17 protein-coding genes are annotated in these 21356 nt (G+C 36.8%); 14 read left to right on the top strand and 3 right to left on the bottom strand.

Annotated elements, in window-relative coordinates:
* Nucleotides 1-11: 11 nt before the first annotated feature.
* The 12 genes from ACLU24_RS00085 (at nucleotide 12) to ACLU24_RS00030 (ending at nucleotide 12903) form a co-directional block, all read left to right on the top strand.
* Entirely contained in the window at nucleotides 12-1016 is a 1005-nt protein-coding gene (locus ACLU24_RS00085) for an L-threonylcarbamoyladenylate synthase (protein WP_412609145.1), read from the top strand.
* 107 nt (nucleotides 1017-1123) lie between these two features.
* Nucleotides 1124-1885, top strand: a complete 762-nt coding sequence (locus tag ACLU24_RS00080; protein ID WP_412609142.1) for a DUF6709 family protein — start codon at nucleotides 1124-1126, stop codon at nucleotides 1883-1885.
* 5 nt (nucleotides 1886-1890) lie between these two features.
* A complete protein-coding gene (coaE, locus tag ACLU24_RS00075; protein ID WP_412609140.1) occupies nucleotides 1891-2523 on the top strand; it encodes a dephospho-CoA kinase in 633 nt (210 codons plus the stop codon).
* A complete protein-coding gene (locus ACLU24_RS00070) occupies nucleotides 2520-3104 on the top strand; it encodes a lytic transglycosylase domain-containing protein (protein WP_412609137.1) in 585 nt (194 codons plus the stop codon). Before coaE ends, ACLU24_RS00070 begins: the two co-directional genes overlap by 4 nt.
* A 55-nt stretch (nucleotides 3105-3159) precedes the next feature.
* Nucleotides 3160-4569, top strand: a complete 1410-nt coding sequence (locus tag ACLU24_RS00065; RefSeq protein WP_412609134.1) for an aminopeptidase — start codon at nucleotides 3160-3162, stop codon at nucleotides 4567-4569.
* A gap of 514 nt (nucleotides 4570-5083) precedes the next feature.
* The gene (locus ACLU24_RS00060) at nucleotides 5084-6373 is read left to right on the top strand and encodes a UDP-N-acetylglucosamine 1-carboxyvinyltransferase (RefSeq protein WP_412609132.1); all 1290 of its coding nucleotides are present in this window, start codon (nucleotides 5084-5086) and stop codon (nucleotides 6371-6373) included.
* Nucleotides 6374-6397: 24 nt separating this feature from the next.
* Nucleotides 6398-7189, top strand: coding sequence for an MBL fold metallo-hydrolase (locus tag ACLU24_RS00055; RefSeq protein ID WP_412609129.1), 792 nt, complete (start codon nucleotides 6398-6400; stop codon nucleotides 7187-7189).
* Between the two features lie 11 nt (nucleotides 7190-7200).
* Nucleotides 7201-7683 (top strand): 23S rRNA (pseudouridine(1915)-N(3))-methyltransferase RlmH, encoded by a 483-nt coding sequence (gene rlmH, locus ACLU24_RS00050; RefSeq protein WP_412609126.1) that lies wholly within the window; start codon nucleotides 7201-7203, stop codon nucleotides 7681-7683.
* 63 nt (nucleotides 7684-7746) lie between these two features.
* Complete coding sequence (locus ACLU24_RS00045) at nucleotides 7747-9780, top strand: hypothetical protein (protein ID WP_412609123.1); 2034 nt, start codon at nucleotides 7747-7749, stop codon at nucleotides 9778-9780.
* A gap of 111 nt (nucleotides 9781-9891) precedes the next feature.
* A complete protein-coding gene (locus ACLU24_RS00040) occupies nucleotides 9892-11100 on the top strand; it encodes a tetratricopeptide repeat protein (protein WP_412609120.1) in 1209 nt (402 codons plus the stop codon).
* A gap of 154 nt (nucleotides 11101-11254) precedes the next feature.
* Entirely contained in the window at nucleotides 11255-11788 is a 534-nt protein-coding gene (locus tag ACLU24_RS00035) for an inorganic diphosphatase (protein WP_412609117.1), read from the top strand.
* A gap of 80 nt (nucleotides 11789-11868) precedes the next feature.
* Nucleotides 11869-12903, top strand: a complete 1035-nt coding sequence (locus ACLU24_RS00030) for a hypothetical protein (protein WP_412609114.1) — start codon at nucleotides 11869-11871, stop codon at nucleotides 12901-12903.
* Nucleotides 12904-13277: 374 nt separating this feature from the next.
* On the opposite strand, the gene ACLU24_RS00025 is transcribed toward ACLU24_RS00030, so the two are convergent.
* Nucleotides 13278-14912, bottom strand: a complete 1635-nt coding sequence (locus ACLU24_RS00025; RefSeq protein WP_412609111.1) for a DUF1653 domain-containing protein — start codon at nucleotides 14910-14912, stop codon at nucleotides 13278-13280.
* A 432-nt stretch (nucleotides 14913-15344) separates the two neighbouring features.
* Between ACLU24_RS00025 and pyk the strand changes: the two genes are divergently transcribed.
* Nucleotides 15345-17090, top strand: a complete 1746-nt coding sequence (pyk, locus tag ACLU24_RS00020) for a pyruvate kinase (RefSeq protein WP_412609109.1) — start codon at nucleotides 15345-15347, stop codon at nucleotides 17088-17090.
* 659 nt (nucleotides 17091-17749) lie between these two features.
* Here pyk and ACLU24_RS00015 read toward each other — a convergent pair.
* Entirely contained in the window at nucleotides 17750-18442 is a 693-nt protein-coding gene (locus tag ACLU24_RS00015; protein WP_412609107.1) for a DUF2161 family putative PD-(D/E)XK-type phosphodiesterase, read from the bottom strand.
* A gap of 4 nt (nucleotides 18443-18446) precedes the next feature.
* Nucleotides 18447-19358, bottom strand: a complete 912-nt coding sequence (locus ACLU24_RS00010; RefSeq protein WP_412609104.1) for a sugar phosphate nucleotidyltransferase — start codon at nucleotides 19356-19358, stop codon at nucleotides 18447-18449.
* A gap of 269 nt (nucleotides 19359-19627) precedes the next feature.
* On the opposite strand from ACLU24_RS00010, the gene ppdK reads away from it, so the two are divergent.
* Nucleotides 19628-21356, top strand: a 1729-nt coding sequence (gene ppdK, locus ACLU24_RS00005) for a pyruvate, phosphate dikinase (RefSeq protein WP_412609101.1), incomplete at its 3' end; no start/stop codon positions are given.

Below are 21356 nucleotides of genomic sequence, written 5' to 3'. Positions count from 1 at the left end.
GGAGTGAGATAATGAAAACACTTTTGCTAAATAAAAATGAGATTGATATAGCTGCCGATATTATAAAAAATGGCGGTATAGTTGCTATGCCAACAGAAACTGTCTATGGACTTGCCGCGGACGCCTTAAACGGAGAAGCAGTTGCAAAGATATTTAAGGCAAAGGGCAGACCAATGGATAATCCACTTATAGTTCATATTTCAGATATTAAGCAAATTGATATGCTTGTTTCGGAATTTCCCGATAAAGCAAAAAAGCTTGCTGAAAAATTTTGGCCGGGTCCACTTACAATAGTTTTACCTAAATCAGATATTATACCTGATGAGGTAAGTGCAGGGCTTTCAACTGTCGCAATACGCTTCCCTTCACACCCCGTTGCACACGAGCTTATCGCAAAATCATCACCTATAGCTGCTCCAAGTGCAAATCTTTCAGGAAGTCCAAGCCCAACAACAGTTCGCCATGTTTTGGCAGATATGGACGGTAGAATAGATGCAATCGTTGATGGTGGAGATTGTGAAGTTGGAGTTGAATCTACAGTTATAACTCTTGCTGAAGATGTTCCTACACTACTTCGTCCGGGCGGAGTAACTCTTGAGCAACTTAGAGCAGAAATCGGAGAAGTAAAGGTTCACCCAGCAGTTTTGAAATCGCTTGGAAAGGGAATGAAAGCTTCAAGTCCCGGAATGAAATATAAGCATTATTCTCCAAAGGCAGAAGTCATCTTGCTTAGAGGTTCAGAACAGGGATTTTGCGAATATATAAAAGCAAATTCCGATGATAAAACAGCTGTGCTTTGCTATGAAGAAGAAAAGGATAGTTTCAAAAATTATATTGTTTTAGGGAAAAAAGATGATGAGGCAACTCATGCGCATAGACTTTTTACCTGTCTTAGAGAAGCAGATGAAGACGGCTATACTCGTGTTTATGCACATTGCCCGAGAGCAGAAGGTATAGGTCTTGCCGTATATAATAGAATTTTGAGAGCGGCAGCATTTAATGTTATAGATGTATAAAAGTAAAATAGTTTTAGAAAAATGTGATATATGGAGAATTATTGAGTTATATATATTGCAATGAAGGGTATGCAATATATATAAAAATAAATTTTAAGGGGTAAAATATGAAAGGATTAAGAATAGGAAATATAAACTTACTAAGAAATGTCGTTATGGTAATACTTTCTGCCTTAATGGCAATATTTTGTCTTTGGTCGGCAACAAATGAAATTATACTCCATAATAGCACTCCACTAAATTTAAATACAGCAACAGTTAATGAAATTGAAAGTAATAAATTAGTTGATGCAACAATTACTGATACAGTTGGAGCTTTTATGTACGAAAAAAACTCTAAAAAATATTATTATCTTATTCCTATGGAAAATGGAATGTTTATTATTTTTGCTACGAGTGATGTAAATCAAAAAAATATGCTGGATACATATATTGATTCATATGATGGAAAACTTAACTTAGAAATAAACGGTAGAATATCGTTACTTACAACTGAAGAAAAAAATGTATTTTTTAACTCAGTTGTAGATGCTGATATTGGAGTAAATTCTGTTGAAAAGGCGCAGCAATATATTGTCTCATATAAAATCGAAAACGATAGTCCGTCTATAAAATGGGTTTGGATTATAATTGGTATTATACTGCTGGCTTTCTCAATTATAACTTTGCTTAATCTTATTAAGAAGAGACAAAATAACAAGAATTATATAAATGCTATGCCTGATAATGGATATGATTCAAATAGAAATGCTTATAATCCATATTCAAATGATGAATACTACACAGGATATGATAATCCTCAACAAAATGATATAAATCCCCAAAATACACAGGCAAATAATAATCAAAATGATATTCATAGGTTCTGATTTATATGAAAAAAATTGTAATAGGTCTTACCGGGCAAACAGGCGCAGGAAAAAGCACAGTTTCTGACGCTATGAAAAAGTGTGGATGCGGAATAATAGACGCGGATAAAATAGCAAGAGAGGTTGTCGAACCAAAAACAGATTGCCTAAAAATGCTGACAAACGCTTTTGGCTGTGATATAATAAATAAAGATGGCTCGCTTAATAGAAAAAAGCTTGCCGAAAAAGCATTTTCTTCTAAAGAAAATACAAAACTTCTCAACGAAATTACCCATCCACATATAGTTGAGCTCACAAAGCAAAGAATTGCTGAATATTTTGCGAATGGCTGTGAGATAGTTGTCTTTGACGCACCACAGCTTTTTGAAAGCGGCAGCGATAAGCTTTGTGATATAATAGTTTCAGTTATAGCCTCGCAGGAATGTCGTCTTCAAAGAATAATATCTCGTGACAGCATAAGCAGAGAGCAGGCTCTTTCTCGTATGAAAGTACAGCTTAGTGAGGAATATTTTCGGGAACATTCAGACTATATTCTTAATGGAGAGCAGAGCATAAATGATCTTATTAGTGATGCAGAAGCTTTCGTTAAAATTGTTAAAGATGGTGGTTTCACACATAAGAAAGGTAGTGGCAGGTGAATAAGGCACTAAAAATAACGCTGACAATCATTCTTTTTGCGTTGGTTTTTGTAGCAATAATAATAGGTGTGAAATTTGCATATGATACATATATCAACTCATCGTATCCATTAAAATATGAAGAAGAGGTTTCTGCAGCTTCGGCTGAATATAATATCCCTAAAGAGCTTATCTATGGAGTTATAAAAACAGAAAGCAATTTTAATCCGGATGCGGTTTCAGCAGCTGACGCTCGTGGACTTATGCAGCTTACTCAGCCAACATTTGAATGGCTTCATACCTATTATGCAAATGATGACTACGATTCGAGCAATGCAGATTTACTTTTTGACCCAAAGATAAACATTAAGTATGGTACGCTATGTCTTTCGGTTCTTCTCGAAAGATATAATAACGACCTCGATACGGCAATTTGTGCGTATAATGCAGGTTTGGGAAATGTCGATGAATGGCTGACTATGAGCCAATATTCCGCAGACGGGAAAACACTTGATTCAACTCCGTTTGGTGAAACGAATGAATATCTCAAGCGTGTAAAAAATAATCGTGATAAATATGCCGAACTATATTTTAGCAAATAAGCAAAAAATTTCGTTATAAAATATCAGAGGTAAATCATAGAAAGGAAGATATAATATGGCAAATGAAGAAAAATCTCAGGCAAAGCTTTTGAAAGAAAAGCTTATGATGAACAAGGAAAACGGCTCTAAGCGTGTAAGTGCTAAGGAAGTCGCTCAAGCAGATGATTTCTGCGAGGAATATAAGGACTTCCTCAATAAAGCTAAAACAGAGCGTGAGGCTGTAGCTTATGCTATTCAGATTGCTAAGGAAAACGGCTTTACTGAATATTCTGTTGACACAGAATATAAGGCTGGCGATAAGGTTTATGTCAATAACAGAAATAAGGCAATTATGCTTGCAGTTATCGGTAAAAACGGCGTAAAAAACGGCGTTCATCTTGGTATAGCACATATAGATTCACCAAGACTTGACCTCAAGCCAAACCCACTTTATGAAACTAGTAATATGGCTCTCTTTAAGACACATTACTATGGAGGGATTAAGAAGTATCAGTGGACAGCTATTCCACTTTCACTTCATGGTGTAGTTGCTCTCAAAGACGGCTCAACAGTTACAGTTAATATCGGTGAAGATGAAGGCGACCCTTGCTTCTGCGTTACAGACCTTCTTCCACATCTTGCAGTAGAGCAGATGCAAAAAACAATGGTTAAGGCATTTACAGGCGAAGATTTGAATATTCTCGTAGCAAGCAGACCGTTTAACAATGATCCTGAGAGTGAGCAAGTTAAGCTCAATGTTCTTAATATCCTCAACGAAAAGTATGGAATTACGGAAACAGATTTCCTCTCTGCTGACCTTGAAGCAGTTCCGGCATTTAAGGCAAAGGACCTTGGTTTTGATAGAAGTATGATAGGTAGCTACGGACATGACGACAGAGTTTGTGCATATCCTGCACTTATGGCTGCTATTGATGTTGAACTTCCTGAACAGACTTGTATTACAGTTCTTACTGACAAAGAAGAAATCGGAAGTGATGGCAATACTGGTATGAAGTCGCTTTATATGTATGACTTTATTGCAGATCTTGCAAAAGCTGAAAGCGTTGAATTAAGACATGTTCTTGCGAAGAGTACCTGCCTTTCTGCTGATGTTAATGCAGCATTCGACCCAACCTATGCTTCTGCATACGAAGTAAATAATTCTTGCTATATCAACAATGGTACAGTTATAACAAAGTATACAGGCAGTGGTGGCAAGAGCGGTACAAGTGAAGCTACCGCTGAATATATGGCAAAGGTTCGTGCAATTTTTGACGGTGCAGGCGTTCTTTGGCAGGCAGGAGAGCTTGGTAAGGTGGACGGCGGCGGCGGTGGAACAATCGCAAAGTTTGTTGCTAATCTTAATGTTGATGTAGTTGATTTAGGTGTTCCAGTTCTTTCTATGCACGCACCATTTGAAGTCGTTTCAAAACTTGATGTATATATGACATATCGTGGAATTCTTGAATTTTATAAAGCAGAATAACAGAATATTTTTCCTATATGGAAAAATATATTGTCAAATTGTAAAAAATAAATAGGTTTTTATTGTACCGCAGAAAAACTTTTTAGTATTTAAAAGCTATTTTCTGCGGTACTTTTTTGCGTTTTTTACAATTTATTTTTTAAAAATGCAGATTTTAATGACGGTATGTAACAATAAATTTTAAAGGTCTTGTAAACATTGACAAGTTCGCTCGTTTGTATTATTATCAATAAGAGGCGGTGTATATTATATGCAAGTTTTTAATCGTACTGACGGAAAATCATAGCCGTTCAGATAGTTGGATAAATTATTCTGACTCATCATCGTCTTTTTATGTATGACAGAAATTTATAAAGTTTTGCTCAGGCCTTTGAAAAGGCTTATTAAAATGTATAAGGGTATAAAAATAAACCTTTATTAAATTAAATAACAACGCTGTTTTCATTAAACAGCTTTCTTAAATATTATGTAAGGTCGGGTTCTTTAGCCCAGATACTTTTGGGAGTGTTTTAGCTTGGAGAAATTTGTTATTACAGGCGGAAATAAACTTAATGGCGAGGTTTCTATCAGCGGTGCAAAAAATGCCGCTGTTGCGATTATCCCTGCCGTTGTTCTCTCTGATGGAATATGCAGAATAGAAAATGTTCCTAATATTGCCGATGTATCAATTATGGCAAGTATTCTTGAATCAATGGGAGCAAATATTAAAAGAATAAATAAATCTACTTTAGAAATAGACCCAAGAGGAATTAGAAATCCTGTTGCACCATATGAGCTTGTACGCCATATGAGAGCATCATACTATCTTCTTGGTGCATTACTCGGAAAATTCAATAGTGCTGAAGTTGCGATGCCGGGCGGCTGCGATTTTGGCGTTCGTCCAATAGACCTTCATCTTAAAGGTTTTGAGGCTCTTGGCGCTAATTACAGCATAACAAACGGCGGAATGATTTGTGTAAAAGCCGATAAACTTGTTGGCAATCATGTATATATGGACGTTGTTTCTGTTGGAGCTACTATGAATGTAATGCTTGCTGCTGTTAAGGCAGAGGGCAAGACGGTAATAGAAAATGCTGCAAAAGAGCCACATATAGTTGACCTTGCAAACTTCCTTAATTCTATGGGTGCAGATGTTAGAGGAGCAGGCACAGATGTTATCAAGATTTCAGGTGTAAAATCTCTTTCTGGTTCTACATATTCTATTATTCCTGATCAGATTGAAGCAGGCACATATATGGCTGCCGCTGCTGCAACAGGTGGAGATGTTCTAATTAAAAATGTTATTACAAAGCACCTTGAATCTATTACCGCAAAGCTCAGAGAAATGGGCGTAGAAGTAGAAGAATATGACGATGCGGTAAGAGTAAAACGCACAGGTGAGCTTAATCATTGTAATATTATCACCATGCCACATCCTGGCTTTCCGACAGATATGCAACCACAGATGGCAGCTGTACTTATCAAAGCTAAGGGTACAAGCATAGTAAGAGAAAGCGTATGGGATAACCGCTTTAAATATGTTGATGAACTTAGGCGAATGGGTGCTAAAATATCCGTAAACGACAAGTCTGCTATTATTGAGGGGGTTTCTGAACTTAATGCTTCTCCGCTTAAATCAACAGACCTTAGAGCAGGCGCCGCTATGATTATTGCTGCACTTACAGCTAACGGTACATCTTATATTGAAGATATTAAATATATTGAACGTGGCTATGAAGATGTTGTAGAGAAGTTCAGAAGTCTTGGCGCTGATATTAAACGCATAAATACCAATGAACCTGGTTCTCAATCGGCAACAGCATAAGTTTTATTTAATGGAGGGCTTGAATTGGCTCGATTATGTCCGCTTTTTAGTGGAAGTAGCGGTAATAGCTATTATATAGGAAATGAAAAAGAGGGGATTCTTGTTGATGCAGGGCGAAGTGCCAAACAGCTTGAGAATGCCCTTAAAACCAATGGTCTTGACATTACGGCTGTCAAGGCTATTTTTGTAACGCATGAACATACGGATCATATAAAGGGAATAAGAGTGCTTGCCTCAAGGCATAATATAAAGGTTTATGCAACACAGGGGACACTTTCGGCTCTTGAAGACATGGGAGAACTGAATGGCAAATACGATTATGAGATAATTTCTCCTTATGGCAACGAAGTTGCGGGTATGGAGATTAAATCTTTTTCGACATCACATGATTGTCGGGAAAGCTGTGGCTATGTTATAAACACCGCAGATAAAAGAAGCGTTGCTATAGCCACAGACCTCGGATATATTTCAGATGAGGTTCGTAATGCAGTTTCGGGTTGTGATACAGTCGTGATAGAATCAAACCATGATGTAAATATGCTCCAAAACGGACCTTATCCATATTTATTAAAAAGGCGAGTTTTGTCAGATTCCGGACATCTATCAAATGATACTTGTTCTGCTGAATTGGCGAATTTTGTAGAAAAAGGAACTACAAGAATAATTCTTGCACATCTTAGTGAGCAAAATAATTTTCCGGAACTTGCCTATGTAACTTCAAAAAGTGCATTAAATCTTGCGGGAATGGTTGAGAAAAAGGATTTTATTCTTACTGTTGCACCAAAGGAAAATACAAGCGGTTCGATGATATTTTAGTTGGTGATTTTATGATGAATGTTACTTTAATTTGTGTCGGAAATCTAAAGGAAAAATATTTTAAAGATGCTTGTGCAGAATATACTAAAAGACTCGGTGCATTTTGTAAGTTCAATATAGTTGAAGTAAATGAAGAAAAGCTACCGGATAAACCCTCGCAGTCTGATATAGACAACACGATTAAAAAAGAGGGCGAAAGAATTATTGCGAAAATTCCAAAGGGAGCTATGATTTTCTCAATGTGTATAGAAGGAACGCTGATAAGTTCAGAACAGCTTGCTGATAAAATTCAGACAGCTGGTCTTGATGGGAAAAGTGAATTGGCTTTCATAATAGGAGGTTCTTGGGGGCTTTCAGATGAAGTTAAACGAATTTCAAATGCAAGAATTTCGATGTCAAGAATGACATTTCCGCATCAGCTTGCGAGAGTATTGTTGTGTGAACAGATTTACAGAGCATTTCAGATAAACTCTAACGGAAAGTATCACAAATGAGGGCCTAAATATAGAGCAAACAACTTTATATAAGGCTTATGTGACATAGGAGGAGATATAATAATGAAGTTTTGCAAAAACTGTGGAACAGCCGTAGATAAGAATGATAAAATTTGTTTTGTCTGCGGTGCGAAAATTGACGAAGAACCTGAAAAGAACATCAATGAAAGTGCTATCGCAGATTCTGCGGAAAAGCAAAATGTTATCAACTCTGAAACAGAAGAACCTCAGGTGCAGGTAAATGACATAGAAGTAAAGCAATCTGAAGATATAGCTCAACCTGAATCTGAAAATAAACCTCAGGCTCAGTCTGAAAGTATACCTAAGGCTGAAAATAAAGTTCAACCTAAACCTCAGAATCAGCCTATGAGCCAAAAACCTCAACAGGCTAAACAAAAATCTAAGAAAAATAAATCTGGCAAAAATAGACCTAAAAAGGAATCTATAAATACAAGCACTAATATAAATAGTGAGCCTAAGAGGGAAGTTAAGGAAAAAAATCCTAATTTGCATAGTGAATTTGAGGATATATCTTCTTTTACGATTGAAGGCGGTGAACCCAAAAGGGATAAAAAGCCTATTATAACTCCAAAGAGTAAGAAAAATTCTACAACAAAAGTTGTAAGCTCTGTTGATGAGGTTGAATCTAAAACAAGAGAAGTAAGTTCTGCCGCAAAAGATGAGGTTGAAAAAAATTCAGAAAAAACCAAAAAGAAAAAACCACTTTCAAAAGGATTGAAAGCGGCTATAATTGTCTGCTGTTCGGCTCTTGTTATAGCAGCAGGAATTATCACTACTTGTGTGATTATAGCTAATAGTGGCCCTACTGCTGATGAACTTTTTGCATCAGGACAGCAGAAATATAAATCAGAAGATTTTTATGGCGCTATAACAGACCTTTCAGAGTGTGTGAAACTTGATACATCTGATGTTGAGGCATATATGCTCCTTGCTGACGCATATGTTGCAACAGGCAAGGAAGATGAAGCAGTTTCCGCTCTTGAGATTGGTTATAGAGAAACAGGAAGTACAAAGATAAAAACAAGACTTGATACTTTGAGAGAAAAACTTAGAGTAGATAAGATTTATAATAATCTTGTAAGCGAAGGCAATGCAGCAATCAAAAACAACGATTATAATCTTGCTATAACAAAATTCACATCAGCTATTGAAACTAAACCTAATATTTCAGAGCCTTATATTCTTGCAGCTAATGTTTATATTAGCCAAGAAAATTATGATAAGGCATTAACTGTACTTAAGTCGGGAACGGATAAGCTTGAAGGCGATGAACTTGATAAGCTTAATTCAAAACTTTCCGAAGTAGAGGCTACTGTTAAGAAGATTGAAGAGGAAGCAAAGAAAAAAGAAGAGGAAGAGAGAAAGAAAGCTGAAGAAGAACAAAAGGAAAAAGAGCGTCTTGAGCAGGAACGACTTGAAAAGCTTGCAAAACAACCCGTTAAGTTTGAAACTAAGGTTGACGAAAAAAGTGTTGAATATAAAGGCAAGGAAATTTATAAGGGTGAAGGCAGATGGATTGAAATTACTGATGACAGAGACCTTCCCGGAATAGAATATGCTAATAATATTATTCAGCAAACATTAAATAGTTATTATGAATTTGATAAAGATTTATATGGAGTTAAAAATGAGAAAGAATTGTATAATCTTGAAAGAGCCTCCAGAGGTACAATAGCACTTTCTCATTGTAGGATAACAGTTACTTATAACAAAAACGGAATATTCTCGTTTGTAATTTATAAGTATTATATGCCTCCTACAATTTCTAACTTCAAAGAAACAATGGAAACTCATACTATAAACCTGAAAACAGGCGATGAGTATTATCTTAATAATTTATTGAATACAAGTGATATATATACAGTTATAAAAACTCAGGCAGAACTTATAGGAGTTTCTCTTACAGATGAACAGATAAACAACTATAATTTCTTCCTTGCGGGTGACAAGCTTGTATTTTTGGTTAAGATTCGTGATTGGGAATATGAGGAAATACCTTTACCATATTCAAACACAGATATGTTTAAGATTACTATTGAGGAAGATACGGATACAACATATCTTAGTCTCGAATAATTCATTGCTAATTTGTCATTTACTTTTTGGTGAATTAGTAGTATAATTATATCTATAAATTCATTTTTTTGTTGAATTAGTCGCTTTGTTAATATTTTTAGGAAGTGCATTATGAAAATTTTCAAGCACAGTAAGAAAAAACAGAATAATGAACCTATAAATCTTCACAAGGTTAAAGTAAATGATGCAGCAGGTTTTTCGGGAGGTTCAAAGGCAATAGTCCTTGCAAGTACAGCATTTATAGTTGCAGCATTACTTGCCACAGCTCCTTTGATAGGAAATAATAAAGAAGATATGATTTATTCTGATATTGCTACTCTTGCTCAGGAAAAATTGAAAGCTAATGACTATGGAGAAGCTATTGAACTTTTTAAGCAAGCAATAAAAATTAATCCTACAAACGAAGAACTTTATATTGGTTTGGCAGATTCATATAGCGGTGCAAATGAAAACGATATGGCTCGTGAAACTTTAGAAACAGGCTATATTGAAACCAAAAGTGAAACCATAAAAACAGAGCTTAAAAAGCTTGAGGAAAGCAAACCGGATATTTTACCTTCTGAAACTTCTGGAAGTAGTTCGTCCGAAAATTCAGTGGAATCTAAACCACAAGATTCTTCTTCAGAAAAAAGTGAATCTACACAAAGCAGTGAATCTTCTACTGAATCTTCACAAAGTGCAGAGACAAAGGGTATAATTTCTGTAAAAACTATCAATGACGAAAATCTCAGAAAATATAGTGATACAGAGATTTTTAAGAGTACAGCAGAATGGTTTGAGCTTAGCTCTAAAGAAAATCTGACAGGTGTAGATAAGGTTAATTCTTCTGTTAAGGAAATCCTTGATAGATATTTTAAACTTAATCCGTCGGTATATGGTGCTGAGGGTGAAGATGATATTTATTATCTTGTAAAATCTAAAGGCAAGAGAATAGAAACAAGGATTTCTGCAAGAGTTACATATAATAGCGATTACATACTTTCGTATGTTGTAGATATTGATATTCAATCGCCTAATGTTGCCGATTCTTCATCTGCTATTGAACTTCATACAATAGATATGAGGACAGGAAAAGAACTTGAACTTAGTGATGTTATCAGTGGTGACGAAAGCAGTATAAAGAATATAGTTGTTAATGCATTTGCGTCTGAAGGAATAGAATTTTCTGATAGTGATTATGAAAACTTGAAATTTTATCTCGATAACGATAAAGTAGTTCTTATAGGAGCGTCGGGTAAGGCGCATATCTCACCTGTAAAAATATCAGATAATATTTCTACCAAAAATGAAGAAACTGTTTCTTCCTCTGAAACAAGATAAAGATTTATAGCAGGCAAAGAATTTTTTCTATGCCTGCTTTTTGTATTATTTTTAATGAAGATTTTCTTGTTTTTAGTGGAAAGATAGATTATTATGTGTTATAATTCTATTGAAGATAACCGTAATATTTTATAAGAACGGAGTGAAACTATTTATGAATATTTGGCATGATATTGATTCCTCAAGAATTAAACCCGAAGACTTTATGGTTGTTATCGAAATTCCAAAGGGAAGTAAGGCTAAGTATGAGCTTGATAAGCAAACAGGAACTTTGAAGCTTGACCGTATACTTCATACATCAACCCACTATCCTGCAAACTATGGTTTTATCCCAAGAACCTATGCGGATGATATGGATCCGCTTGATGTTCTTGTTCTTTGCTCAGAACAGATTTATCCTATGACTCTTATTCGTTGCTATCCTATCGGTGTTATAACAATGCTTGATAATGGACATAACGATGAAAAGATTATTGCTATTCCTTATAGTGACCCTACCTATAATGAATATAAGGATATTTCTGAACTTCCTAAGCATATTTTTGATGAGATGACACATTTCTTTTCGGTTTATAAATCTCTCGAAAATAAGGAAACGGTTGTTGACGAGGTTAAGGGTAGAGAATCAGCAATAGAAATTATTGGACAAACTATTGAAAGCTATAAAGAAAAATTTACCCAAATTTAATAGCTTGAATTATAAAAACTGCCGATTCGTATATTTTCGGTCGGCAGTTTTTTATTTTATATAGAAAGGAAGTCTTGTATTTGGCTAAAAAAATAGGTGGAGAAGAATTTAACGAGCCTAAAAAAGAAAATAAACCTAAAAAATCTCAAAAGGGTAAAACGGTTTATAATGTTCCAGAAGTGAAAAAGCGTAAAAAGAAACGCTCAGAAAAGCTGAGAATTTCATTATGTATTTTGTTTTTATTTGGAATTATCAGTGTATCATTCCCATTTACAAAGTTTAATGTTGAAAGAACTTTTGATACTGAAAAAGATGTTGCAGAGTATCAGACACAGCTTGATAATGCCTGCCAGAATATAAAAAAGGCTGAGAAAAATCTCAAAAAAGCAAGTGCAGAAGAAGTAGAGGAAAATAAGAAGCTTGAAAAAAGTAAAATTATTTATCCTAAAACTCTTGCAGATGATAATATAATCGGTCAGAAGTGCCAGACTGATGAAATTCTTAATGTTATTGATGATGCAGCACACATTGATAGAACTTTATATACCAAAGAAAGTTATGATGAACTTCTTGATAGTATATATACTGCGACAAGTTTGCTTACTTCATCAACTACAATTAGTGATACAGGTTTCCAGCTTATATTTGGCAAGAGTCTTTCAGGTTCGTCAGTAGATAAGCGAACAGAGGGAACATTCCAAAGATTGATTTATTCTGTTTGGTTTTTGGTTGTTCCGATAATTGGTTTCTTGGTAGCGAGCTTTGATAAAAAGCGTCATATAAAAAATGCCGTTGCAACTATTGGTTCAGCACTTTTGCTTTTCGATTTATTTACATTTTTCCCCTTGAATTATATTGAGTATGGTGCAGTAATTGTTGCAGTTCTTTATGTTATTATACTTTTTGTTGGTATAGCCGGTTTTTATACAAAACAGCAGGAAGATTATTGGTATGCACATTATGAAGAATGTGTAGAAAAGGGAATGACCAAATGGCTACCTGACGGTTATGATGAGGATAAGAGAACTCTTGAGCAGATTCAAGCTGACAAGGAACATCAGGCATTAGTAGATTCAGCAAAGAATGCTCAAAAACGCAGAAGCAAAAAGAAATAACAGTGCGTGACCGCACGGGACAAGACGCGGAATCGCTCGACAAGTCTCGCTCGACACTTATAAGAGAAATTGGTTGACGTGGTCTAAAAAATTACCAATGAACTACCGATTAGTTAATGAGTTCTCCTAATACAGTTAAAAGTTTCGCTCGAGCCTTTTTAAAGGCTCGCAAGGTCGAGGGACAGCGTCCCTCGTGGGTTTTAAGGGCAACGCCCTTAACATTTCTTTCTCCTAAAGGCGAACGAAGTTCGCCGCTAATATTATCCAAATAAATGCTAAACGCCACAACTCAGGTAACGAGTTGTGGCGTTTGATTTATTTATAAAATTCAATTGTGTTTAAATATATTCTTTGCTTACGGTTATTAAAGGCTCTTAACCTATAAATTTAAATCTTGGAACAAGGTTTCCATCAATGTTTACCATCTGATAGAACATTGATGCAGGTCTTGCCCAGACTTTACCTTCACCGAAAAGCTCTTTGTAGATAACTAAATCTTCCATTGTTTCGCTGTGCTTTGCCAATGCAATAACCTCGTATTCACCGCCCTTGAAGTGACGATGCTTGCCGAGAGTTCCCCAAGCTGGAAGTACGGGTTCTTCTTTCTTTTCAGGTTCAGCAACCGGAGCAGTTTCTGCCTTTGTTTCCTCAACCTGTACATCTTCAAGTGTTGGAGTATTTGAAGTTACAAGTATTCTTGAGGAATGAGCAGGAATATCAATATTGACATAACCATTGTTTACCTGATAGCTTTTTCCGCTAAGCTTATCAACAAGATATGCACCATCTGCATTAAAGCCCATATCCATATTGTTATCAGCAAGATTAAGAGCAACATAAGCTGTCTGAGAATCTAAACTGCGTTTAAAGATAAGCTGTTCATTTCTTATTTGTACATTCTCGAAAGAACCATACTTCAAAGCCTCAGTGCTTGTCCTTGCCTTGCCAAGCTTTCTGATGTGTGCGAGGAGAGCATTATCCTGAATATCAGAAATATTGAGTTCAGGGCGGAGTGGATAATCATAATCAGTATTATTCTTTTCGCCCTTGATGCCCCATTCACTGCCATAGTATATTGATGGCACACCTGGCATACAATACATTGTTGTGTAGATATTTTCAAGATTTGCAGAATTTCTTACAACGCTTGCAACTCTGTTTACATCGTGGTTATCAACGAAATTATAAGTATATATATTGCGATAGATACCACCATTTGCAAATTGACGATTTAGTGAATGTGCAATCTCGAAATAGTTCTTATCGTTGTGTGATGAATAGATACCCTTGTAGCATTCGTAGTTTGTTACAGAATCAAGCATTTCAGGGTTAGCCCAACGATTATAATCGCCGTGAATAATCTCACCCATAAGCCAGAAATTGCTGTCTTTGCTTTTAGTATAGTGGCGAAGAGCTTTAAAGAAATCAGGGTCAACGCAATCGGCTGCATCAAGGCGAAGTCCGTCAATCTTAAACTCGTTCATCCACATTCCGACAGAATCAAGAAGATAATTCTTAACATCAGGATTTTTAAGGTTTAGCTTAACGAGGTCGTAATGTCCTTGCCAACCCTCATATGAGAATGGGTCGCCGTAAGGGCTTCCGCCACCAAAATGAAGATTTTGGAACCAACCACAATATTGTGAAGAATTTCCCTTTTCACGAACATCTTTAAATGCCCAGAAATTTCTGCCAACATGATTGAATACACCATCAAGAACAACCTTAATTCCGTTCTTATGAAGTTCATCGCAAATGTGCTTGAATGATTCATTTGTGCCAAGTCTGTTATCAATTACACGATAATCGTCAGTATCATAGCCGTGTACAGTTGATTTAAAAACAGGGCCAAAATAGATTGCATTTACATTCATACTTTTAAGATGAGGAATCCAATCGATTACCTTATCAAGACGGCAGACAGTTTCACCGTCATTAACCCTTGGCGCACCACAGAATCCAAGAGGATATATGTGATAAAATACAGATTCGTTTACCCAATAGCTCATTTCCCATTCTCCTTTTTAAAAGTGATAATTGTTTATAAGAATTATTGTACTCATGCACAATCACTATTCAATGATGATAATTATAGCATACCTTACCAAATTTTTCAAGCCTAAATTTATACAAATTGTGCAAAATATATTAAAAACTATTGTTTCGTTGATTGCAAAGGGGTTTTAAGCTGTATTTAAAGCAAAAATATATCATCTGTTTTAAAAAAATCTTAATTTTAGACAAATCGTATAAAATATATTAAAACTGGAATTTTACTGATTATAGAGCGATTTATAGGTGAGTTTTTGATTGCTTCTTATGTAAAATCTATTTAAAGTTTTGCTGAAACTACTTGTCAAAGTATTTACTCTGGTGTATTATTATGTATAAGCAGGATTTTTTTAATTGTGTTACTTTCATAAAAAGAGGGGTAGAATAATATGAGAAAGACAAAAATTATTTGTACACTTGGTCCGGCTACTGATGATGAGCAGGTCTTAAGAGGTCTTATGCTCAATGGTATGGATGTTGCTCGTTTCAATATGTCACACCAGACACATGAGGTTCATCTTGAGCGTGTAAAGCTTGTAAAAAAATTAAGAGATGAGCTTAACCTTCCGGTAGCTATGCTTCTTGATACAAAGGGTCCTGAAATTCGTACAGGCACTTTTAAAGACAAGAAAGTTTTTCTCGAAACAAATCAAACCTTTACACTTGTTACAAAAGAAACCATTGAAGGCGATGCAGAGCGTTGTTCTGTAAGCTTCAGCGGACTTTATGACGATGTTAATATCGGTTCTAAGATTCTTATTGACGACGGTCTTATTGAACTTAAAGTTGTTGAAAAGAAAGACGGAGATATTATCTGTACTGTTATAAATGGCGGATATGTTTCCTCAAATAAAGGTATCAATGTTCCTAATATAACTCTTTCTCTTCCATTTCTTAGTGATAGAGATAGGTCTGATATTAAGTTTGGCGTTGAGAATGACTTCGATTTTATCGCAGCTTCATTTACCAGAAGCGCTCAGGATATTGAGGACTTAAAAGATGAGCTTGAGAAAAATCATTGCAAGAATATAAAGATTATTGCAAAAATCGAAAACTCCGATGGCGTTAATAATATTGATGAAATCGTAAGAGCTTCTGATGGAATTATGGTTGCAAGAGGCGACCTCGGCGTAGAAGTTCCTCTTGAGGAAATTCCTGTACTTCAAAAGCAGCTTATTAAAAAAGCATTTGATGCCGGCAAGCAGGTTATCACAGCAACTCAGATGCTCGATTCTATGATTAAGAATCCTCGCCCTACAAGAGCTGAAACAACTGATGTTGCGAATGCTATCTATGACGGCACAAGTGGAATTATGCTTTCAGGTGAAACAGCTGCAGGACTTTATCCGGTTGAGTCAGTAAAAACAATGGCTCTTATTGCAGAGAGAACAGAGATGGATATAGACTACATCGGAAGATTTGAAAAAGCTAACAGACCAGAGCGCCCTAATGTTACATCAGCTATTTCTCATGCAACTTGTACAACAGCTCACGATTTAGGTGCAGCCGCTATTATGACAGTTTCAAAATCAGGTAAGACTGCTTCTATGATTTCAAAATATCGTCCACAGTGTATGATTGTTGGCGGAACAACAAGCAAAAAAGTTTGGCGTCAGATGAATATACTTTGGGGTGTTAAGCCTGTTATGGTTGAAGAAAAACAAAATACAGATGATTTATTCAACCATGTGATTGAGGTTGCTGAAAAAGAAGGACTTGTCCAGAATGGTGACCTTGCAGTTATTACCGCTGGTATCCCTCTCGGAATTTCAGGAACAACAAATATGCTGAAGGTTCACCTTGTCGGCGATATTCTTGCAGCAGGAACAACAGTTGTCGGAAGTGGCATCGCTTGTGGTTCACTTTGTGTATGCAATACAGAAGAAGAGGCAATCGAGAGATTCAGAGATGGTGATATTCTCGTTCTTCCAAGTACATCTAATAGAGTTCTTCCACTTATAAAGAAGGCTTCAGGTGTCATTACAGAAATGAATGGTGCTACATCTCATGCAGCTATTGCTTGTCTTGCTCTTGGTAAGCCTGTTATAGTTGGTGCAGAAAATGCAACAAACCTCCTCAAGGACGGAACAACAGTTACTATGGACGCAGGAAAGTCTATTGTCTTTAGTAAATAAGCGGAGTGCCTCCGCAGTTAAAATGTAGTCGAAGTAACTACCGATTAGCTAATAAACTTTTCCCTAAAAAATTAAAAGTTTTGGCGGAGTGCCTCCGCGGTCAAGACGCGGAATCGCTCGACAAGTCTCGCTCGTAATGAGTTAGGGAAGATAGTTGACGCGGTCGATGAAACTACCGATTAGCTGATAAACTTTCCCTAAAAAAATTAAAAGTTTTGGCGGAGTGCCTCCGCAGTCAAGACGCGGAATCGCTCGACAAGTCTCGCTCGTAGTGAGTTAGGGAAGATAGTTGACGCGGTCGATGAAACTACCGATTAGCTGATAAACTTTCCCTAAAAAAATTAAAAGTTTTGGCGGAGTGCCTCCGCAGTCAAGACGCGGAATCGCTCGACAAGTCTCGCTCGTAGTGAGTTAGGGAAGATAGTTGACGCGGTCGAAGTGACTACCGATTAGCTGATAAACTTTTTTCTAAAAATGTTAAAAGTTTTGCTCAAGCTTTTTCAAAAGCTTGCAGGGTCAAGGGACGGAGTCCCTTGTGGGTTTTAAGGGCGAAGCCCTTAACTTCTCTTTCACCTAAAAGGCGAACGCAGTTCGCCGCAAAACTCATATAAATAATAAAATGCGATAAACTCTAAAAATCGGGTTTATCGCATTTTTGTTTATTCAATTAAATCTTTGTATTCATCGAGCATTTTAAGCCCTATGTCAGTGATACGATATGTGCAATGACCTTTAGCACCGATTTTCTCGAATAGCTTGTAGTAGTTCATTCGCAAAATCGAAGAGGTTTTTTCATAACTGCAAAGTTTACGAATTTCTCTTGCAGAAAGCTCGCCATTCTCAGCAAGAATTTTTGCAATAGTTAATGATTGCTCTTTGTATACTGTCATTATTTTTCGTCGATTAACACCGCCGATGTTAATACTTCCTGTTCTACCGTTGTGTTCAGAAATAACAGCCATACGCTTTTTATTGTTTTTGCGAATAGGCTTTATGAATTCAGGATTTACAGTAATATCAATCTGGGCTTTTCCGTTTATTGTAAAATCAACTAAAATCAAGCCTATTTCCAGCCGCTTACAAAGCGCAACCATATCTTTATAATGTGGATTCTTATAACCACGCTTCGGAAACGGTATTGCTACATAAACACTGTCAGCGATTTTCTGCCTTTCAATAGCCTGATAGATTAACTCTATTGTGAAACCCTTTTTCAGTTCAACAACAATAAGCTCATCACCTTTTATTGCAGTTATATCACAGTCTTTAACCTCGCCTTTGGTATCATAGCCGAGAGAATCAAGATAGTCCTTGATAGGTTGATAAAGGTCGCTTTCTTTGATTTTGTCCATAAAATTATTTAATGTAAGCCGCAGGGCCTATTACACTTTCTGCCTTTATAATAGCATTTCCTACAATTACGCTCGCAGGAAGAATAGTTGCTCCAGCCTCTATCTTTACATCACAGCCAATCATAACGCCATCTCTGCAAGGAATATTTACACCATTTGCAAGATGCTTTTCGATAACTCTGTTTCGTGCGATTTCATTGAGTTGTGCAAGCTGTGAACAATCGTTTGCACCGAGAACAGAATCTGAAGAAGCTGCCTTGAATGCAGAAACGGTTTTGTCGGTTTGCTTAATAATCTGAACAGTATCAGTGAGATAGTATTCTCCCGTTTTTTCGCTTGGAACAAGCTTATCAAGAGCTGAGAGTAAACTATCAACATTAAACCAATATGCCCCTGAATTTACTTCTTTGACAGCACGCTGAAAATCATCAGCTTCCTTTTCCTCAACGATAGCCTCAAGTGTAGATTCACCTGTACGGATAATTCTTCCGTAACCAAATGGATTTTCAAGTTCAGCAGAAATTACAGTACAACCATTATTTGAATGAAATTCCGCAGATTTCTTTATAGTTTCGCTGTCGATAAATGGTGCGTCACCATTTAGTACAAGAACATTTTTTCCGCTATGAGATTTTAAAAATTCTTTTGCAGTCATAACAGCGTGACCTGTTCCAAGTCTTTCTGTCTGAATAACAGTTTCAATATGATAGGGGAGAGTAGAAATATAGTTTTCTATAATTTCGTGTTTAAAGCCTGTTACAAGGCAAATATCCTCTATGCCAGCACCTCTTACTGCATCTATAACCCATTGAAGCATAGGCTTAAAAAGAACCTCGCTCATAGCTTTTGGCTTATTTGATTTCATTCGCTTTCCTTCTCCGCCAGAGAGAATTAACGCACAAGATTTATTTTCCAAGATTAGTCCTCCTAAATATAGTTTAAAATAAATTCTGTAATCCTTTTAATATATTTTATATGCTTACGATAATTATTGCAACAATTCAAAGGTTTTTCAAGTGATTTTATAAAAAATATCGTTTAAATAAAATTTATCAAAATAGTCCTAAAAATTTTTTCATTAAAAGCAACTTTTTTGAAAAAAACAATAGAAATTTCTTTTTGTTTATGGTATAATACCAATAAGCGACTTATGTCGATTTTAAATTTATCTCAGGGGGTAATCCAATGGCTAACAAATGGGTCTATTTATTCAGCGAAGGTAACGCTAATATGCGTAATCTTCTCGGCGGTAAGGGTGCTAACCTTGCTGAAATGACAAATCTTGGTCTTCCTGTTCCACAGGGCTTCACAATCACAACAGAGGCTTGTACTCAGTATTATGAAGACGGCAAGAAGATTAACGACGAAATTCAAGCTCAGATTATGGAGTACATCGTAAAGATGGAAGAAATCACTGGCAAGAAGTTCGGCGATAAGGAAAATCCACTTCTCGTATCTGTTCGTTCAGGTGCAAGAGCATCTATGCCTGGTATGATGGATACAATTCTTAACCTTGGTCTTAACGAAGATGTTGTTGAGGTTCTCGCAAAGAAGTCTAACAACCCTCGTTGGGCATGGGACTGCTACAGAAGATTCATTCAGATGTTCTCTGATGTTGTTATGGAAGTTGGTAAGAAGTACTTCGAAGAGCTTATCGACAAGATGAAGGCTGAAAAGGGCGTAACACAGGACGTTGACCTTATAGCTGATGACCTCAAGAATCTTGCAGGTCAGTTCAAGGCAGAATATAAGGAAAAGATTGGTAAGGACTTCCCATCTGATCCTAAGGAACAGCTTATGGAAGCTATCAAGGCTGTTTTCCGTTCATGGGACAACCCAAGAGCAAATGTTTATCGTCGTGATAACGATATTCCTTACTCATGGGGTACTGCTGTTAACGTTCAGTCAATGGCATTCGGTAATATGGGTGATAACTGTGGTACAGGTGTTGCATTTACTCGTGACCCTGCAACAGGTGAAAAGGGCCTCTTCGGTGAGTTCCTTACAAACGCACAGGGCGAAGACGTTGTTGCCGGCGTTCGTACACCAATGAAGATTAAGGAAATGGCTGACAAGTTCCCAGAGGCATTTGCTCAGTTCAACACAGTTTGCTCAACTCTTGAGAATCACTACAGAGATATGCAGGATATGGAGTTCACTGTCGAAGACGGTAAGCTTTATATGCTCCAGACAAGAAATGGTAAGAGAACAGCTCAGGCTGCTCTTAAGATTGCTTGTGACCTCGTTGATGAGGGTATGAGAACAGAAGAAGAAGCTGTTGCAATGATCGACCCTCGTAACCTCGACACACTTCTCCACCCACAGTTTGATGCAAAGGCTCTTAAGGCTGCTACACCAATCGGTAAGGGTCTTGGTGCTTCTCCAGGCGCTGCTTGCGGTAAGATCGTATTTACTGCTGAAGATGCAGAAGCTTGGAATGCAAAGGGCGAGAAGGTTGTTCTCGTAAGACTTGAAACATCTCCTGAAGATATTACAGGTATGAAGGCTTCTCAGGGTATCCTCACAGTTCGTGGCGGTATGACATCTCACGCAGCTGTTGTTGCTCGTGGTATGGGTACTTGCTGTGTATCTGGTTGCTCCGACATCATTATGGACGAGGCTAACAAGAAGTTTACACTCGCAGGTAAGGATTTCACAGAGGGCGATTATATTTCTATTGATGGTTCAACAGGTAATATCTATGATGGTATTATCCCAACAGTAGACGCTACAATCGCTGGCGAGTTCGGCAGAGTTATGGCTTGGGCTGATAAGTACAGAACTCTTAAGGTTAGAACAAATGCTGATACACCTGCTGACGCTAAGAAGGCTCGTGAGCTTGGCGCTGAAGGTATCGGTCTTTGCCGTACAGAGCATATGTTCTTCGAGGAAGACAGAATTGCTGCATTCCGTG

This window comes from Pseudoruminococcus sp. (assembly GCF_047012705.1).
Taxonomy (GTDB): Bacteria; Bacillota; Clostridia; order Oscillospirales; family Acutalibacteraceae; genus Pseudoruminococcus.
The sequence above is the reverse complement of the archived record's forward strand: the minus strand, read 5'-3'. Positions and strand labels throughout refer to the sequence as shown.

What these genes read in the sequence shown, in the direction of transcription:
- ACLU24_RS00065 (WP_412609134.1), top strand. Translation starts at nt 3,160, where the DNA reads ATGGCAAATGAAGAAAAATCTCAGGCAAAGCTTTTGAAAGAAAAGCTT.
- coaE (WP_412609140.1), top strand. Translation starts at nt 1,891, where the DNA reads ATGAAAAAAATTGTAATAGGTCTTACCGGGCAAACAGGCGCAGGAAAA.
- ACLU24_RS00040 (WP_412609120.1), top strand. Translation starts at nt 9,892, where the DNA reads ATGAAAATTTTCAAGCACAGTAAGAAAAAACAGAATAATGAACCTATA.
- ACLU24_RS00080 (WP_412609142.1), top strand. Translation starts at nt 1,124, where the DNA reads ATGAAAGGATTAAGAATAGGAAATATAAACTTACTAAGAAATGTCGTT.
- ACLU24_RS00045 (WP_412609123.1), top strand. Translation starts at nt 7,747, where the DNA reads ATGAAGTTTTGCAAAAACTGTGGAACAGCCGTAGATAAGAATGATAAA.
- pyk (WP_412609109.1), top strand. Translation starts at nt 15,345, where the DNA reads ATGAGAAAGACAAAAATTATTTGTACACTTGGTCCGGCTACTGATGAT.
- ACLU24_RS00025 (WP_412609111.1), bottom strand. Translation starts at nt 14,912, where the DNA reads ATGAGCTATTGGGTAAACGAATCTGTATTTTATCACATATATCCTCTT.
- ACLU24_RS00015 (WP_412609107.1), bottom strand. Translation starts at nt 18,442, where the DNA reads ATGGACAAAATCAAAGAAAGCGACCTTTATCAACCTATCAAGGACTAT.
- rlmH (WP_412609126.1), top strand. Translation starts at nt 7,201, where the DNA reads ATGATGAATGTTACTTTAATTTGTGTCGGAAATCTAAAGGAAAAATAT.
- ACLU24_RS00035 (WP_412609117.1), top strand. Translation starts at nt 11,255, where the DNA reads ATGAATATTTGGCATGATATTGATTCCTCAAGAATTAAACCCGAAGAC.
- ACLU24_RS00085 (WP_412609145.1), top strand. Translation starts at nt 12, where the DNA reads ATGAAAACACTTTTGCTAAATAAAAATGAGATTGATATAGCTGCCGAT.